Genomic DNA, 15,810 nt, shown 5'->3' with positions numbered 1-15,810 from the left:
GCCGTTCGCGCATGCTGGCCGCCGTGCGTCGCGCGCCGCGGACAAGATAGATCACCGACCCGTAAGCCGTCTGGTCGTGCAGGGCGTCGCGCGCCGATTCCAGCGCGCCGGCCCCGAGGTGTTTTTCGTTCAGGGCGCCCCAGTCGATGAGAAGCTGCTGCAGGCTGGTCAGGGTTTCGCCGCTCGCGTGCGCCGCGGACTCTGAATCCATCAGACTGGTGCAAAGGCTGCGCGCCAGTCGCAGGGTCGCCTCCGCGCGCTCCGCGTATCGGCCGAGCCAGAACAGGTTGTCCGCCGCGCGGCTGGGCAAATGGCCCATGATGCGGCGGACCTTCACGTCGTCCTGGCTGGCCAGTAAGCTGATCCGCTCCACAGGCTTGTCGTCGATGACCCAGACGTCGGCCGTGCGGGCGTCGCCGCCCATGGAGATGGCGCGAACATCCGGGCGCTCGGAGGTGCGGCAGAAGCCCCCCGGCATGATCTTCATCCCCTCGGGCGTCCAGGCGGCATAGACCCGCAGCACGAAGGGCGCAGGCTGCAGGCGACCGTCGCGCAGGACCGGCATTGTGGAGAGGCGCACGACTTCTTGACCGACAAAGTCGCCTGGACGATCCGAAAGCCGCTGACGCAGCTCGGCCTGCGCTTGCGGCGCCAGGTCGGCGATCAGGCCGGGCCGGGTCAGGCCCCCTTCGTCGCCCTGGGTGTTGAAGGCCGGCGCAAGGGCCAGTTCATCCAGGCTCTCCGCGACCAGGGCGCGTTCATTCGGCTGGCCGCACCACCAGGTAGCGACGTTCGGCATCAGCAGGTCTTCGCCCAGAAGTCGGCGGCAGAGCTTCGGCAGGAACCCGAGCAGGGCCTTGGATTCCACAACGCCGGAGCCTGGCAAATTCAGCATCGCCACCCCCCCGGCCCGGATCGCCTCGAGGAGTCCTGGCGCGCCCAGGCGCGAGGCGCTGTTCAGCTCGAGAGGGTCGATGAAATCGGCGTCGACGCGACGCAGGATCACGTCGGCGCGCTTCAGGCCGGCGATGGTTCGGACATAGACCTTGCCGTCGCGGGCGATCAGGTCATCGCCTTCCACCAGGAGGAAACCAAGGTAGCGCGCCAGGTGTGCCTGTTCGAAATAGGTCTCGCTGAACGGCCCGGGCGTCAGCAGGCAGATGCGCGGATCGGCACGGTCGGCGGCGGCGGCGAGCCCCTTGCGGAAGCCGTCGAAGAAAGGCGCCAAGCGCTCGACGTTCATGGCGTTGTAGAGGTTGGGATAGGCGCGGGAGAGCACCAGACGGTTCTCCAGGGCGTAGCCGGCGCCGGACGGCGCCTGAGTGCGGTCGTCGAGCACCCACCAGCGCCCGTCCGGCCCCCGGCCGAGGTCGGCGGCGTAGAGTTGCAGGTAGCGCCCGCCGGAGGGTTTCACCCCCCGCATCTGCGGCAGGAAATCGATACTGCCGGTCAAGGCTGCGGCGGGCAGATGGCCTTCGTCGACCAAGGTGGCCTCGCCATAGATGTCCTGCAGCAGGGCTTCCATGAGGTTGGCGCGCTGTTCGACGCCGCGGGCGATCTTTCGCCACTCGCCCTGACCAAGGATCAGGGGCAGCGGGTTGAGCGGCCAGCTCTGCTCGGCCTCCTCGCCGTAGACCCGGTAGGAGACGCCAGTGTCACGGATGTGCCGGGTCGCAAGGTCGAATCGGCTCTTGAATTCGCCTTCCGGGTATTCAGCGAAGTCGCCCAGGAAACTCAGCCAATCGCCGCGCGGACGGCCGGTGGCGTCGAACAGCTCATCGGGTATGCCGGGCAAGGTCGAATAACCCCGTAACCACGTGGAGAGCCGCTTGGCCGCTGAAGGCTCGAGGTCTTCTTTTCGGCGCTGGTTGGCGGTCTCAGCGGCCACCGGGGGTTCTCAGGTCCAGGGTCATCGGAAACTCGTCGGTGGGCTCAGGGCGCGGGACCTTGATCAGCCCGGGGCTGTGGCCTTGTTCCTCGAACCGCGCCTTGCGCCTCGACTGCGCCTCGTAGGAGTTGACGGGGAAGGTATCATAACTGCGGCCGCCTGGATGGGTCACATGATAGACGCAGCCGCCCATCGATCGCCCGTTGGCCCGGTCGATGATATCGAAGGTGAGGGGTGCGTTGACCGGCAGGGTCGGATGCAGGCCGCTGCGAAGCTTCCAGGCCTTGTAGCGAACGCCCGCGACGGCCTCCATGGAGACCCCCGTCGGATGCATCGGCAAGGCTCGGCCGTTGCACGCGATGACGTGGCGCTCGGGATTGAAGCCGTCGGCCAGAACCTGCAAGCGCTCGACCGAGGAGTCGACGAACCGGACTGTGCCCGATCCGGAACTTTCCTCGCCCATGACATGCCAGGGCTCCAGCGCGTGGCGCAGTTCCAACGCGACGCCGCCATACTCCACGCGGCCATGGACCGGGAATCGGAACGCCCGCTGAGCTTCGTACCAGTGCGCGTCGATCTCGTAGCCGGCGCGGTTGAGGTCGGCGATCACATCCAGGAAGTCGCGCCAGACGAACTGCGGCAGCATGAAGCGGTCGTGAAGCGTCGTGCCCCAACGCACCATTCGGCCTTCCTGCGGTTCGCGCCAGAACCAGGCGACGAGCGCGCGGATGATCAGTTGCTGAGCCAGGCTCATCCGCGCATCCGGCGGCATCTCGAAGCCGCGGAATTCCAGAAGTCCGAGCCGGCCGGCGGGGCCATCTGGCGAGTAGAGCTTGTCGACGCAGATCTCGGTCCGATGAGTGTTGCCCGCGACGTCGGTGAGCAGATTGCGCAGCAGGCGATCGACGAGCCACGGCGCCGGGGGCTTCTTGCGGCTGGGCGGTGGGATCAGGCCGAGCGCAATATCCATTTCGTAGAGCGCGTCGTGTCGTGCTTCGTCGATACGCGGCGCCTGGCTGGTGGGACCGACGAACAGGCCGGAGAATAGATAGGAAAGCGCCGGATGGCGCTGCCAGTAGAGCAGCAAGCTCTTCAACACGTCGGGGCGGCGCAGGAATGGAGAGTCGGCCGGGTTGGAGCCGCCGATCACTACGTGCGCGCCGCCGCCGGTGCCGGTGTGGCGGCCGTCGGTCATGAACTTGTCGGCGCCCAGTCGACAGGCGCGCGCGTCGGCATAGACCCCGGTGGTGATATCGACCGCCTCACGCCAGGTGCTGGCGGGCTGCACATTGACTTCGATCACGCCGGGGTCGGGCGTGACCTTGAGCACACCCATGCGCAAATCTGCGGGTGGCCCGTATCCCTCCAGGCGGATCGGTAGATCCTCCGCGGCGGCCTGAAGACGGGCGACCAGCTCAAGGTAGTCCTCGAGCCGGGCGACCGGCGGCATAAAGACGTAGAGGTGGCCGTCCCGCGGCTCGATGGTCAACGCCGTCCGGACCGCGGCGGGCTTGCCCTTGCGTGCGGTCGCCGATGCGTATGCCGCCGGCGTCAGCTGCGCATAGTCCGGCAAGGGCCCGCGATCCTGGAAAGGGTCGAGCGGGATGATATGCGGATAGTCCTCGGGCTTGAGTTCCGGCAACGCGTCGAGTGGCAGGCGCAAGCCAAGCGGGGAGTCGCCCGGAATGGCGTAGAGCCGACCGCGTTTGAACCGCCACTCTTCGCTCAGCCAACCGCGCCCCTCCGCCTTGGTGACCGCGCGCCGCAGGGGCAGCACATATCCCAGCGTCTTGGAGAGGCCGCCCTGCATGACGCGCCTCAGCCGTGCGCGCGACGCCGAATCGTCGAGCGCCTCGTCGGTCAGTTCAACATTGGGCGGCAGGTCGTTCTCGGTCTTCATCGCCGTGAGTGGGTCTTCCCGCGCCGGCAGGATGAGCGTCGGATCAATCCCCAGTTGGTCGGCCAGTCTCTGCGACAGGCCCTGCGCGTCAGCGATCGTCGCGGCGGGGTCTCGCTCGTGCGCCAGGTCGGCCGGCGCGGCGCGCCAGACCGGTCGGCCGTCGCGGCGCCAATAGAGACCCAGCGCCCAGCGCGGAAGGGCCTCGCCAGGGTACCATTTTCCCTGGCCGAAATGCAGCATGCCGCCCGGCCCGAAACGATCCTTGAGGCGGCGCAGAAGTTGCTCGCTGAGGATCGGCTTGGTCGGGCCTGTCGCATCGATGTTCCACTCGGGAGCTTCGAAGTCATCAATGGAGACGAATGTGGGTTCGCCGCCCATGGTCAGGCGCACGTCCTGGCTTTGCAGATCGGCTTCGACGGCCTCGCCGACGGCGTCCAGGGCGGCCCAGTCGACTTCCTCGAACGGCCGGGTGATGCGGATCGGCTCGACCAGGCGCGTCACCGTCATCGAAAACTCGAAGTCGTCGGCCGGGCGGCTGGACCCGCCGCTGATCGCCGCGGCGGACCGATAGTGGGGCGAAGCCGCCAAGGGGATATGGCCTTCGCCGCACAAGAGTCCGGAGGTGGCGTCAAGTCCGATCCAGCCGGCGCCGGGAATATAGACCTCGGCCCACGCATGCAGGTCGGTGAAGTCGGTCTGGGTCCCGCGGGGGCCTTCGATCGGGTCGATGTCGGCCTTCAGTTGCAGCAGGTAGCCGGAGACAAACCGCGCCGCGAGCCCCAGCTTGCGCAGCATCTGCACCAGGAGCCAGGCGCTGTCGCGACAAGACCCGGAGCCAAGCTGCAAGGTGGCGTCGGGCGTCTGCACGCCGGGCTCCAGGCGCACAAGGTAGTTCACTGCGGCGCGGACTTGGGCGTTGAGCCCGACGATGAAGTCGACGGTGGTCCGCCCGGCGGGGTCGAGAGCGGCGATGGCCGCCTGCAGGCCAGGACCATCGTCGTCGACAGCCAGATAGGGGGCGAGATCGTGGGCGAGCGCCATCGGATAGCTGAACGGCAGGGTCTCGGCGTAGGGTTCGACGAAAAAGTCGAAGGGATTGATCACCACCATCTCAGCGGTGAGGTCGACCGTGATGCTGAACTCTCGTGTCGGCTGCGGAAAGACGACGCGGGCCAGCCAATTGCCGTGCGGGTCCTGCTGCCAGTTGATGAAGTGCTCTGCCGGCGTGACCTTCAGCGAGTAGCTGGCGATCCGCGTGCGGGTATGCGGCGCCGGCCGGAGGCGAACGACGTGCGGGCCAAGGTCCGCTGGATGATCATAGCGGTAGCGCGTGACGTGATTGAGGGCGGCGATGACCGACAGGGGGACGCTCTTAGGTTTGATGCGGTCCCAAGACCCTACGCCCTTAGCAAGGCCGAGCGGATGGGAAATGCGGTCCTTGGCCGGCAACGGGGCTTCTGCCGCAAGCTCAGGCAGATGGCCTAAGGTCCGCTGCCCAAGGCCCCCATCAAAAGGCCGGACACGCGGGCAAGGTCTGCCGGTGCTGGCATTGATGGCTTTCTGTTTGGTCGGCGGCTGGTGTATGGCGCGCCGAGCGGCGACCAAGCGCCCGCGCCTGCTGGCGGACGTCGAGGAGACTCGCGTCGAATAGGGCGTGAGGGGCTTTGTGCTTGGGCGCGCGTTCGGCGTAAGCGTTCTAAAGACGGGTCGAACGCGTGTTGTGCAGTCGCGCGCTCACGGAGCCGGTTTTTCTCCGGGGGTGCAGGGGCCGAGCCATCTGGCGTCTTCGGACATGCGCGTGGAACTGAGGCCCGGCATCGGGGGGGAAACGCTCATTTCCATTTCGGCGTGATAGGCGTTGGATCCGTGACTGGTGATGACCATGTGGACTTTGGATTGACGCGTTCCGACGCTGCATTCGGCATCGACGGTGTGCTGGTTGCCGACCGTGTGGATGTCATGCTTGGCGCAGTTGCCCATGCGCTTGGTGAAGTCGGCTGCCGAGCCCTCGGGATAGCAGAAGTTCTTCGGCGGGTTGGGCCGTCCGCTCGAAGGCGTGACCGTGACCTGCCATTCGCCGGCCCGCCGGACCGTTTGCGCTGAGGCCGTACCGGCCGCGACGATGAGGACGGCGGCGATGGTGAGATGAACACGTTTCATCGAAATCCCCACGTGAGCTTCCGGTCGGCATTCGTCGAAGTCTGATGCGACGGTGACTCCAAATCCCACAGAAAGCGACCCCCGCGGACGTGGGAGGTGACAACCCTTTCCGAATTCCTTCTGACCGCTTCGACCCTTTGTGGACCTCGGGTGATCGCGGTCCGCACACGGACATTCAGGGGAGCCGAACCAGTTGAGGTCGGCCGATTACCCGGAACGCCGGCCATGGTCCTGCGCGAGTGCAGCCAAAAGGCGCCGGCCCCAAATGCCAGCGATTGGCCGTTTCGAAGAAGTACGCGCATTGAGGGTCGCCCATCCTCAATGCCTTCAGGAGCGCGAAAGCCGAAGGGACCCTGAATCGCGGGATGGCGCAGCCCAGGTAAGCCGCAGCAGGCGCTGCTACAGCAAGACGCCATCCTCGAAGGGTCACGCCGCCGCGGCGCCTACGTCCCCGGGACCGTGTGGAAGCTCTGCACGAGGCTTCCGCAGACGAGCCGCCAACCGTCGACGAGCACGAAGAAGATCAGCTTGAACGGCAGGCTGACCACCACAGGCGGCAACATCATCATCCCCATGCTCATCAGCACGCTGGCGACCACCAGGTCGATGACCAGGAAGGGCACGAAGAGCAGGAAGCCGATCTCGAAGGCGCGCTTCAGCTCGGAGATCATGAAGGCCGGCGTCACCACCTGGATCGGGGTGGCCAGCGCATTGGCGGGCTTGGGGATGCGCGAGAGGTTGATGAACAGGGCCAGGTCGCCCTGGTCGACCTGCGACAACATGAAGGCCTTCACCGGTGCGGCCGAGGCGTCGAACGCGGCGGGCAGCTCGATCTGCTGGTTCATCAACGGCTTGATGCCGTTGTCGTAGGATTTCTGCAGGGTCGGGCCCATGACGATGGCCGTCAGGAACAGGGCGAGCGAGATGATCACCGAGTTCGGCGGGCTCTGCTGCAGGCCAAGCGCCGTGCGCAGCAGGCTGAGCACGACGACGATCCGCACGAAGGCCGTCGTCATAATCACGATCGACGGCGCCAGCGAGAGCACGGTCATCAGCCCGATCAGCTGAACGACGCGCTCCGTCAGGCCAGCGCCGGTGCCCAGGTTGATGTTCACCGCCTGGGCGATGGCCGCGGCGGGGAAGGCGAGGCTGGCCAGGGTGGTGAGGGCGGCCAGGATCGCCGCGCGCCGCCACTCCGCGGCAGGCAGGGTCTTGATGGCCTTGAAGAGCTCGAGCATCAGGCCTTCCTCTTCGGGGTATCGATGGCAAAGACGAGTTGGCCTTCGCCCAGCAGCACCAGCTGTTCGCGTCCGTCGACGGCGACGATGACCAGCCGGCGCGCGGGGTCGAGAACCAGGCTCTCGATCACCGCCAGTCGGCGCTCGGCCTTGGGGCGTCCCAAGCGGGAGAGGGCGCCGGGCCCGTAGCGGCGCAGGGCGACCGCGCCCAGGCCGATCAGCCCCAGGGTCAGGACGAGGGCGAAGACGGCTCTGACGAATTCGGTGACCATGGCGCTTCTGCGGCTCCAGACCCCTCCCGGTTCAGGCGGATTCGCCTGAGCCGGATGAGAAGGGTCTGTCTTCAAAGGTTTGCAGCGCGCCGGACGGGTGAACCGGTGTCCACTTCACCCTGACGCGCTCCAGGGAATGAGCCCGCAGGAATCCATTGAGTCCCTTAAGTCGGGGTTAACCCTGTTTATTCACCATGCCGGCCATGGACATCACCAGCGTCCCCATCCTTTCGATGCTGAAGAACCGGATGGGATACCTCTCCGACCGGCAGCGGATCATCGCCGAAAACGTCGCCAACGCCGACACGCCGGGCTACCAGGCCCGCGACCTCAAGCCCTTTAGCTTCAAGGCCCAGGTGCAGGCCGCGACGAGCCCCGCCGCCACGCCGGCGGGCGTCATGGCCGTCACCCAGCCTGGTCACATGCAGGCGCCCTCCGCGCGCTCCGGTCCGGCCGGCGCCATCGTCAAGACCGCGAAGTCCCCGGATTCTGAAGAGACCATGGATGGCAACGGCGTCGTGCTTGAGGACCAGATGGTCAAACTCACCGACACGCGGATGGAATATGACGCGGCCGTCGGCATCTACCAGCAGGCGACGGGGTTCCTGAAGCTCGCCATCAAGAAACCCGGCAGCTGAGCCAAGAGATAAGGACGCCAGATGGCCGACGAATCCATGACGCCGAACGCCACCCAGTCGATCGCGGTTTCCGCGCTTCGCGCCCAGCAGGCGCGTATGCGGATCATCGCGGAGAACCTGGCCAACGCCAATTCCACCTCCAAGACCGCCGGTGGCGACCCCTATCGCCGGCAGGCGCCGGTGTTTCAGCCGGTCCAGGTGGCGGGCGGCGGCACGGGCGTGAAGATGGCTCGCGCGGTGCCCGACAAGTCGGCGTTCAACTCGACGTTCGATCCGTCCAATCCCTCGGCCGACCCCACCGGCTATGTGAAGACGCCAAACGTCGATCCGCTGATCGAGGCGATGGACATGCGCGACGCGCAGCGGGCCTACGAAGCCAACCTCAATGTCATCGAGACCTCGCGTTCCATGCAGACGCGCACCCTCGATCTCCTGAAGCCGTAGCGGAGGGCTGACCGATGATAACCGCGCTCGCCGCCGCCAAGGCCTATGGCGCCGCCCAGAAGGCCATGACCGTCGATCCGGGCTCCATCGGCGCGGGCGCGGCGTCCCCCGCCGGCGGCTTCGGCGACATCCTGAAGTCGGCCATGGCCGACACCATGAAGGCGACCAAGAACGCCGAGAGCCAGATGACCCTCCAGGCCCAGGGCAAGGCCCAATTGATCGATGTGGTGACGGCCGTCTCGGACGCCAGCCAGAGCCTGTCGACGGTGATGGCGATCCGCGACCAGGTGATCAGCGCCTACCAGGAAATCATGCGGATGCCGATTTAGCCTCGTGCTAGGCCTTGCCGATGGCGGGGCCGGTCATCGAGCTTTCGGGGGTTGAGAAACGCTATGGCGCGCACGCCGCCCTGGCCGGTGTGGACCTGTCCATCGAGGCCGGCGTGTTCACCGCCCTGGTCGGCGGCTCCGGCTCCGGCAAGACCACACTCCTGAAGACCATCAACCGGCTGGTCGCGCCCGACGCGGGGACCGTGCGGGTGCTGGGCGCCGATGTCGCGGGCGCCGAGCCGCACGTCCTGCGCCGCAAGATCGGCTACGTCTTCCAGGAGGTGGGGCTCTTCCCGCACCTGACGGTGGCCGAGAACATCGCGGTGACGCCGAAGCTGCTGGGCTGGGACAAGAGGCGGATCGATGCGCGGGTGGCGAACCTGCTCGGCCTCGTCGATCTGCCGCTGGACGTGGCGGGCCGGGCGCCCGCCGCGCTGTCCGGCGGGCAGCGCCAGCGAGTGGGCGTCGCCCGCGCGCTCGCCGCCGAGCCCAAGCTGATGCTGATGGACGAGCCGTTCGGCGCGCTCGATCCGCTGACCCGTGACGCCCTGGGAACCGACTACCGCAGCCTGCATGAGCGCCTGGGCCTGACCACGGTAATGGTCACCCACGACATGGCCGAAGCCGTGCTGCTGGCCGACCGGATCGTGGTGCTGCGCGACGGAGCCATCGTCGCCGACGGGGCGCCCGGGGAGCTCCTGGCCCACACCGGGGACGCCGGCGTCCGCGACCTGCTGGAGGCGCCGCGCCGTCAGGCCGAGCGTCTGCGCGCCAAGCTTGCCGCCGCGCCGGAGGCTGCCTCTTGAGCCCTCGGCTCTCCCAGGCCTTCGCCCTGTTGCCGGAATATCTCGGCTGGCACGTCCTGCTGAGCTTCAGCGCGCTACTGCTGGGGGTGGCGATCAGCCTGCCGCTGGCCATCGCCGCCAGCCGCAGCGCGCGCCTGCGCTGGCCGGTGCTGGCCGGCGCGAGCCTGATCCAGACGATCCCCAGCCTGGCGTTGCTGGCGCTGTTCTTTCCGCTGTTGCTGGCGCTGTCCACGCTCAGCAAGGGCCTGACGGGGCATGGGTTTTCGGCGCTGGGCTTCCTGCCATCCCTGCTGGCGCTGACGCTCTATTCGATGCTGCCCATCCTGCGGAACGGGGCGGCGGCGATCCTCGGCGTCGACGCGGCGATCAAGGAGGCCGCCGACGGGGTCGGCATGACCGCGCGCCAGCGCCTGTTCCAGGTCGAGCTGCCGCTGGCGGCCCCGGTGATCATGGCCGGCGTCCGCACCGCGGCGGTCTGGACCATCGGGGCGGCGACGCTCTCGACGCCGGTCGGCCAGACCAGCCTCGGCAACTACATCTTCGCCGGCCTGCAGACCGAGAACTGGGTTTTCGTGCTGTTCGGCTGTGCGGCCTCGGCCATTCTGGCCCTGGTCGCCGACCAGCTGCTGGGCCTTATCGAGGCCGGGACCCGCAAGCGCAGCCTGCGCCTGGTTCTGATCGGCGCCGCGGGCCTGCTGATCGGCGTCGCCGCCGCGGTCGCGCCCCTGGCGGCGGGGCTCAATCGGGCTCAGGCCTATACGGTCGGCGCCAAGAACTTCTCCGAGCAGTACATCCTGGCCGAACTGATGGCCGATCGGCTGGAAGCGTCCGGCGCGCAGGTCAGCCGCAAGGAGGACCTCGGCTCGGCGGTCGCCTACCGGGCGCTGGCGGCCGGCGAGATCGACGCCTACGTCGACTATTCAGGGACGCTGTGGACCAATGTCCTCAATCGAAAGGACAATCCAGGGCGAGCCGAAGTCCTCAAGCAGCTCACCGCTGAGTTGAAGCGGCGCGACGGCGTCACCGTGCTGGGCTCGCTGGGTTTCGAGAACGCCTATGCCTTCGTCATGCGTCCGGACCGCGCCAAGGCGCTGGGCGTGAGGTCGATCGCCGATCTGGCCCGCGAGGGGCCGAAGCTGACGCTCGGCTCGGACCTGGAATTCCTGTCGCGGCCGGAATGGACGGCGGTCGAAACCGCCTACGGCCTGAAATTCAAGACCAAGCGGTCCTACCAGCCGACCTTCATGTACCGAGCGCTCAGCGGCGGGGAGGCCGACGTCATCAGCGCGTTCTCGTCCGACGGCCGCATCGCCGCCGGGCATCTGGTGATCCTGACCGACCCCAAGGGCGCCATCCCGCCCTATGACGCCGTGGTGCTGATCTCGCCGAAGCGGGCGCACGACAAGCGCCTGCTGGCGGCGCTGCAACCCCTGATCGGCAAGATCTCCGTTCAGGCCATGCAGGGCGCCAACTACAGCGTCGACCGCGACCAGGGAAAGGCTTCGCCGGCCGAGGCCGCGCGCACTCTGGGCCGGCAGATTCTGCCCAGTCCGTAGGCTTTCATTAACCATGCCGGACCATGCTGGCGACGTCCGCTGAGACGCGGATTTATCCTGCTTTTCCAAGAGGTCCACATGAGCGGCGCCGAGGTTCTGGACGTCGGGCGCGAGGCCATCTGGCTGGCGATCCAGCTCGGCGCGCCCTGCCTGCTCGTCGGCCTGGTCGTGGGCGTCGGCATCGGCCTGTTGCAGGCCCTCACCCAGATCCAGGAAGCCACCCTGGTGTTCGCGCCGAAGATTGTCGCGGTCTTCATCTCGCTGCTGATCTTCCTGCCGCTGATGGGCGCGCTGATGAGCGGCTTCATGCGCCACATCGCCGCCCGCATCGCCAACCTCTAGCGGCCCGCGGGCGATGGAACATTACGCTCCAGCTCAGCAGGTTTTCGCCGCCGGCCTGATCTTCGCCCGGCTGGGTCCCATCCTCATGCTGATCCCCGGCTTCGGCGAGACCTTTGTGCCGGTCCGTGTCCGCCTGTCGCTGGGCCTCCTGATGGCGCTGGTGCTGTTCCCGGTGGTGGGGTCGAGCGTTCCGGCGATCCCGAGCGACGTCAGCGGCGTGATCCTGGCGGTGATCAAGGAGAGCGCCATCGGCCTTATGCTCGGAACGATCCTGCGGATGTTCGTGTCCTCTCTTGCCGCCACCGGCGAGATCGTCTCGATCCAGACGACCCTGGCCTTCGCCCAGACGACCAACCCGACCCAGGCCACGCCATCGACGACGCTGGGCACCTTCCTGGGCCTCCTGGGCCTGGTGCTGATCATGAGCACAAACCTGCACCACCTGTTCCTGTCGGCGATCGTGCGCTCCTACACGCTGTTTCCGTTCACCCGGCCCCTCCCGCTGGCCGACGCCAACGCCCTGGCGATCCAGACCGTGTCGCAGTCGTTCGCCCTGGGCGTGCAACTGGCGGCCCCGGTGGTGGCCTTCTCGCTGATCTTCAACGTGGCGGTCGGCATGGTCGGCCGCGTCATGCCGCAATTCCAGATCTTCTTCGTGTCCTCGCCTTTGATGATCCTGCTGGGCCTGTCGATCTTCGCGCTCAGCCTGGGCACCATCGGCATGGTGTGGATCGACCACTACCGCGACCTGCTCGCGACGTTCGGCTAGCGCCATGAGCGACGCCCCCATGAGCGACGCTCCATGAGCGACACCAACGACGCGGCCTCCCGCACAGAAGAGCCGACACCGCGCAAGCTCCAGCAGGCGCGCGAGCGCGGCGAGGTGGTCAAGACCCAGGATCTGGCCTCGATGGCCTCGTTGGCCGGCGCCGCGACGGTGGTCGCGCTGGGCGGCGGCTACCTGTCGCGCAACCTGGTGACGGCGCTGACGCCATTTCTCGCCAGCCCCGACGCCATGAGCTTCGAGGGACATGGCGGGGTGCCGATCCTGCGCGCCGCGGTCACCGCCGCGGCCCCGGTGATCGGCGCGGTTGTCCTGTGCGCCTGCGCGGCGGGGATCGCCGGCAACGTGGTCCAGACCGGCCTGATGTTCAGCCCCGAGCGGCTGTCCTTCGACCCCAGCAAGCTATCCCCCGCCGCCGGCTTCAAGCGGATCTTCGGTATCGACGGCTTCATGCAGTTCCTGAAGTCGCTGCTGAAGGTGACGCTGACCGGGCTCCTGGCCTGGTGGGTGCTCAGCCCGCATCTCAAGGAGCTGGAAAGCCTCGCGGGCATGGACCCGATCGCCATGCTGGCGTTCGCCGCCGACATCCTGCGCCGGCTGGTGTTCGCCGTGGCGGCCTTCCTGACCTTGGTGGCCGGAGCCGACTGGTTCTGGCAGCGCCAGCGGTTCATGCAGCGGATGCGGATGACCAAGGAGGAGCTGAAGGAGGACTTCAAGCAGTCCGAAGGCGACCCCCACATCAAGGCCAAGCAGAAGCAGCTGCGCAACGCACGCGCGCGGCGGCGGATAATCGCCGCGGTGCCGGGCGCCACGGTGGTGGTGATGAACCCGACCCACTACGCCGTGGCGTTGAAGTACGACACCAACGAAGCGCCTGCGCCGTTGTGCGTCGCCAAGGGCGTGGACAGCCTCGCGCTGAAGATCCGCGAGGTCGCCGAGGCGGCCGGCGTGCCGGTGATCGAGGACCCGCCGCTGGCCCGCGCCCTCTACGCCGCCGTGGACATCGACGAGATCATCCCGCCGGCCCACTATGAAGCCGTGGCCAAGATCATCGGCTTCATCCTCAGCGCCGGGCGCAAGGCGGCCGCCCGGCCGCTACGCGCCGGCGGCCTGTAACGCGACCCTGCCTGTGAGAGAATGCACGTGACCGATTCGCGAGGCGAAATCGTCCAAGGCCCCGCGCGGGCTCAGCAGGAGGCGCCGTCGCTGGCCATGGCCGAGCCGAAGGTGCGCAAAGGCCGCAAGGGCTGGTTCGAGCCGCTGACCGCCGCGGCCGTGGTCTTTTTCCTGATGGCCGTCGCGTTCGCCGCCGCCCCGGCGCTGAACGCCGGGCCGACAACCTTGGCAGGTTTGCTGCTGCTGATCGGCCTGGCGGGCGTGGCGTGCCTGGGCCTCTTCGTGCTGCGCGGGTCGACGGATACGCCCGCCGAGAGCGAGCCGGGCGCCGAACAGCTGGTCGATGCGCTCAGCGAGCCGGCGGCCATCGCCGCGCCGGACGGCCGCATCCACGCCGCCAACGCCGCCTGGAAGTCGATGATCGGCGCTGCCGCGCGGCTGCCCAAGTCCGGAACCTCGGCCCCCAGCCTGTTTGCGGCCCTGACCGCCGCGCGGCGGGGCGAGACCGCCCAGGCCGCGATCAAGGCCGGCGGCGCTGAGCATTCGGCCGTGGTTTCGCCGCTGGGCCTGCGCCGCTTCCTGGTGCGGCTGAACGGGCCGGGTGCTGGCGCGTTGGCCCTGCCGCCGGCCGCCCTGGAAGTGCTGAGCGCGTTTTCGACGGCCGCGCCCCCGCCGCCCAAGGTGCTGGACGCCTTCGCCGCGGCCTCGCCCTTCGGCGCGGCCCTGCTGGAGGGCGACGACCCGTTCGAGGCGATCATCGTCGAGGCCAATCCGGCGTTGAAGGCCGTGGCCGGCGGCGGGGAGAAGGGCCAGGCGTTCGGCGACCTCATCGACCCTGCCAGCCGGCTCGACGCGGCCCAGAAGCTGGCCGCGGGCCAGGGCTCCGGCGCGCCCCTGGAGGTGCGTTTGGCGCACGACCCGGCGCGGATCGCCCACCTCTACCTGTCCAAGAACGCCGGCGGCTTCGTCGCTTATCTGGTGGACGTTTCCGAGCAGAAGCAGATCGAACTGCAGCTGGCCCAGAGCCAGAAGATGCAGGCCATCGGCCAGCTGGCCGGCGGCGTGGCCCACGACTTCAACAACCTGCTCACCGCCATCTTCATGCAGCTCGACGTCTTGGCGACGCGCCACCCGGTGGGCGATCCCAGCTACGAGGGTCTGAACGAGATCAAGCAGACCTCGACGCGCGCCGCCGACCTGGTGCGCAAGCTGCTGGCCTTCTCGCGCAAGCAGACCGTGCAGCGCGAGATCCTCGATGTCGGCGAGCTGGTCAGCGAGTTCGAGGTGCTGCTGCGCCGGGTGCTCTACGAGGACGTGAAGCTGACCACCGACTATGGCCGCAACCTGCCGCAGGTGCGCGCCGACCGCAGCCAGCTGGAGACCGCGGTGATGAACCTGGCGGTCAACGCCCGCGACAGCGTCCGCGCTCACGGCGGCGGCTGCGTGAACATCCGCACCGCCCGCGTCACCCAGGAACAGGCTCAAAGCCTGGGCTATCCCACCGCCCAGGGCGACCAGGCGATGATCGAGGTCAGCGACGACGGCCCCGGGATCGCGCCGGCGGTCATGGACAAGATCTTCGACCCCTTCTTCACCACCAAGCCCGTGGGCGAGGGCACCGGTCTTGGGCTGGCGACCGTCTATGGCATCGTCAAGCAGTCGGATGGCTGGATCGCGGTGGACTCCAAGCCGGGCGAGGGCGCGGCCTTCCGCATCTTCCTGCCGGTGCACGTTCCCGTGGCCGGCGTGGCGCCGCCGCCCGTCGTGCAAGCCCCGAAGCGGCCGGTGGCGCGCGACCTCTCCGGCGCGGGCCGCATCCTTTTCGTCGAGGATGAGGACGCGGTGCGCGGGGTGGCCGCCAAGCTGCTGCGCGCCCGGGGCTACGAAGTGATCGAGGCGGCCAGCGGCGAGGAGGCCCTGGAGCTGGCCGAGTTCCATGCCGGCACCATCGACCTGATGATCTCCGATGTGGTGATGCCCGGCATGCAGGGCCCTGACCTCCTGAAGCAGGCGCGCGGCTACCTGGGCGCAGCGCCGGTGATGTTCATCTCCGGCTATGCGGAGAGCGAGTTCTCCGACCTGCTGGAGGGCGAGGTCAATGTCTCGTTCCTGCCCAAGCCGATCGACATCAAGACCCTGGCCGAACGGGTGAAGCAGGAGCTCCAGAAAGCGGCCTGAGGCCGGCCGAGCTTGCCTTCCGGCGGCGGCCCCGCCAAACATCCGGCGATCTTTGCGCAAGACCGAAAGCCCGCCGTGCCGCCTGCCGATCCCCAAGCTCCAGAGCCTCAAGCCGCCGCGCCCCAAGCTGGCGAGCCGAAAAAGCTCACCGCCGCGGCA

Annotated in this window: 14 protein-coding genes; 9 read left to right on the top strand and 5 right to left on the bottom strand. The window is 68.0% G+C overall.

Annotation, left to right across the window (positions count from 1 at the left end):
* The 5 genes from E8A12_RS12465 to E8A12_RS12445 all read right to left on the bottom strand — a co-directional run.
* On the bottom strand, positions 1-1,888 hold a 1,888-nt coding region (locus E8A12_RS12465; RefSeq protein ID WP_293369142.1), incomplete at its 3' end, for a circularly permuted type 2 ATP-grasp protein.
* Positions 1,878-5,237, bottom strand: coding sequence for a transglutaminase family protein (locus E8A12_RS12460; protein WP_293369140.1), 3,360 nt, complete (start codon positions 5,235-5,237; stop codon positions 1,878-1,880). The genes E8A12_RS12460 and E8A12_RS12465, both read right to left, overlap by 11 nt.
* 285 nt (positions 5,238-5,522) lie before the next feature.
* Positions 5,523-5,948: a DUF3617 family protein gene (locus tag E8A12_RS12455; protein ID WP_293369138.1), complete on the bottom strand. Its 426-nt coding sequence runs from the start codon at positions 5,946-5,948 to the stop codon at positions 5,523-5,525.
* Positions 5,949-6,391: 443 nt separating this feature from the next.
* Positions 6,392-7,189 (bottom strand): flagellar type III secretion system pore protein FliP, encoded by a 798-nt coding sequence (fliP, locus tag E8A12_RS12450; protein WP_293369146.1) that lies wholly within the window; start codon positions 7,187-7,189, stop codon positions 6,392-6,394.
* Positions 7,186-7,458 (bottom strand): flagellar biosynthetic protein FliO, encoded by a 273-nt coding sequence (locus tag E8A12_RS12445; RefSeq protein ID WP_293369136.1) that lies wholly within the window; start codon positions 7,456-7,458, stop codon positions 7,186-7,188. Before E8A12_RS12445 ends, fliP begins: the two co-directional genes overlap by 4 nt.
* A gap of 203 nt (positions 7,459-7,661) precedes the next feature.
* Here E8A12_RS12445 and flgB point away from each other — a divergent pair, with 203 nt between their 5' ends.
* The 9 genes from flgB (at position 7,662) to cckA (ending at position 15,651) form a co-directional block, all read left to right on the top strand.
* On the top strand, positions 7,662-8,096 hold the full coding sequence (gene flgB, locus E8A12_RS12440) for a flagellar basal body rod protein FlgB (protein ID WP_293369134.1): 435 nt from the start codon (positions 7,662-7,664) through the stop codon (positions 8,094-8,096).
* A gap of 21 nt (positions 8,097-8,117) precedes the next feature.
* Entirely contained in the window at positions 8,118-8,540 is a 423-nt protein-coding gene (gene flgC, locus E8A12_RS12435; protein ID WP_293369132.1) for a flagellar basal body rod protein FlgC, read from the top strand.
* A 14-nt stretch (positions 8,541-8,554) separates the two neighbouring features.
* Positions 8,555-8,869, top strand: coding sequence for a flagellar hook-basal body complex protein FliE (locus E8A12_RS12430; protein WP_293369130.1), 315 nt, complete (start codon positions 8,555-8,557; stop codon positions 8,867-8,869).
* A 20-nt stretch (positions 8,870-8,889) separates the two neighbouring features.
* Complete coding sequence (locus tag E8A12_RS12425; protein ID WP_293369128.1) at positions 8,890-9,675, top strand: ATP-binding cassette domain-containing protein; 786 nt, start codon at positions 8,890-8,892, stop codon at positions 9,673-9,675.
* On the top strand, positions 9,672-11,231 hold the full coding sequence (locus E8A12_RS12420) for an ABC transporter permease/substrate-binding protein (RefSeq protein ID WP_293369126.1): 1,560 nt from the start codon (positions 9,672-9,674) through the stop codon (positions 11,229-11,231). The genes E8A12_RS12425 and E8A12_RS12420 overlap by 4 nt, the downstream gene beginning before the upstream one ends.
* Before the next feature lie 78 nt (positions 11,232-11,309).
* Positions 11,310-11,573 carry a flagellar biosynthesis protein FliQ gene (gene fliQ, locus E8A12_RS12415; RefSeq protein ID WP_293369124.1) on the top strand — a complete coding sequence of 88 codons (264 nt, stop codon included), beginning with the start codon at positions 11,310-11,312 and terminating at the stop codon, positions 11,571-11,573.
* Positions 11,574-11,586: 13 nt separating this feature from the next.
* A complete protein-coding gene (fliR, locus tag E8A12_RS12410) occupies positions 11,587-12,342 on the top strand; it encodes a flagellar biosynthetic protein FliR (RefSeq protein ID WP_293369122.1) in 756 nt (251 codons plus the stop codon).
* 33 nt (positions 12,343-12,375) lie between these two features.
* The gene (flhB, locus tag E8A12_RS12405) at positions 12,376-13,473 is read left to right on the top strand and encodes a flagellar biosynthesis protein FlhB (RefSeq protein WP_293369120.1); all 1,098 of its coding nucleotides are present in this window, start codon (positions 12,376-12,378) and stop codon (positions 13,471-13,473) included.
* 96 nt (positions 13,474-13,569) lie between these two features.
* Positions 13,570-15,651, top strand: coding sequence for a cell cycle histidine kinase CckA (gene cckA / locus E8A12_RS12400; protein WP_293369144.1), 2,082 nt, complete (start codon positions 13,570-13,572; stop codon positions 15,649-15,651).
* The last annotated feature ends 159 nt before the right edge of the window (positions 15,652-15,810 follow it).

Origin of the sequence: Phenylobacterium sp. (genome assembly GCF_004799395.1) — a bacterium.
GTDB lineage: Bacteria > Pseudomonadota > Alphaproteobacteria > Caulobacterales > Caulobacteraceae > Phenylobacterium.
Note: the sequence above shows the minus strand (reverse complement) of the source record. Positions and strands in the feature narration are given on the sequence as shown.

Excerpts from the sequence above, each read along its gene's own strand:
- E8A12_RS12425 (WP_293369128.1), top strand. The coding sequence starts at position 8,890 with ATGGCGGGGCCGGTCATCGAGCTTTCGGGGGTTGAGAAACGCTATGGC.
- flgB (WP_293369134.1), top strand. The coding sequence starts at position 7,662 with ATGGACATCACCAGCGTCCCCATCCTTTCGATGCTGAAGAACCGGATG.
- fliR (WP_293369122.1), top strand. The coding sequence starts at position 11,587 with ATGGAACATTACGCTCCAGCTCAGCAGGTTTTCGCCGCCGGCCTGATC.
- E8A12_RS12455 (WP_293369138.1), bottom strand. The coding sequence starts at position 5,948 with ATGAAACGTGTTCATCTCACCATCGCCGCCGTCCTCATCGTCGCGGCC.
- E8A12_RS12430 (WP_293369130.1), top strand. The coding sequence starts at position 8,555 with ATGATAACCGCGCTCGCCGCCGCCAAGGCCTATGGCGCCGCCCAGAAG.
- fliQ (WP_293369124.1), top strand. The coding sequence starts at position 11,310 with ATGAGCGGCGCCGAGGTTCTGGACGTCGGGCGCGAGGCCATCTGGCTG.
- flhB (WP_293369120.1), top strand. The coding sequence starts at position 12,376 with ATGAGCGACACCAACGACGCGGCCTCCCGCACAGAAGAGCCGACACCG.
- E8A12_RS12445 (WP_293369136.1), bottom strand. The coding sequence starts at position 7,458 with ATGGTCACCGAATTCGTCAGAGCCGTCTTCGCCCTCGTCCTGACCCTG.
- flgC (WP_293369132.1), top strand. The coding sequence starts at position 8,118 with ATGGCCGACGAATCCATGACGCCGAACGCCACCCAGTCGATCGCGGTT.
- cckA (WP_293369144.1), top strand. The coding sequence starts at position 13,570 with ATGGCCGAGCCGAAGGTGCGCAAAGGCCGCAAGGGCTGGTTCGAGCCG.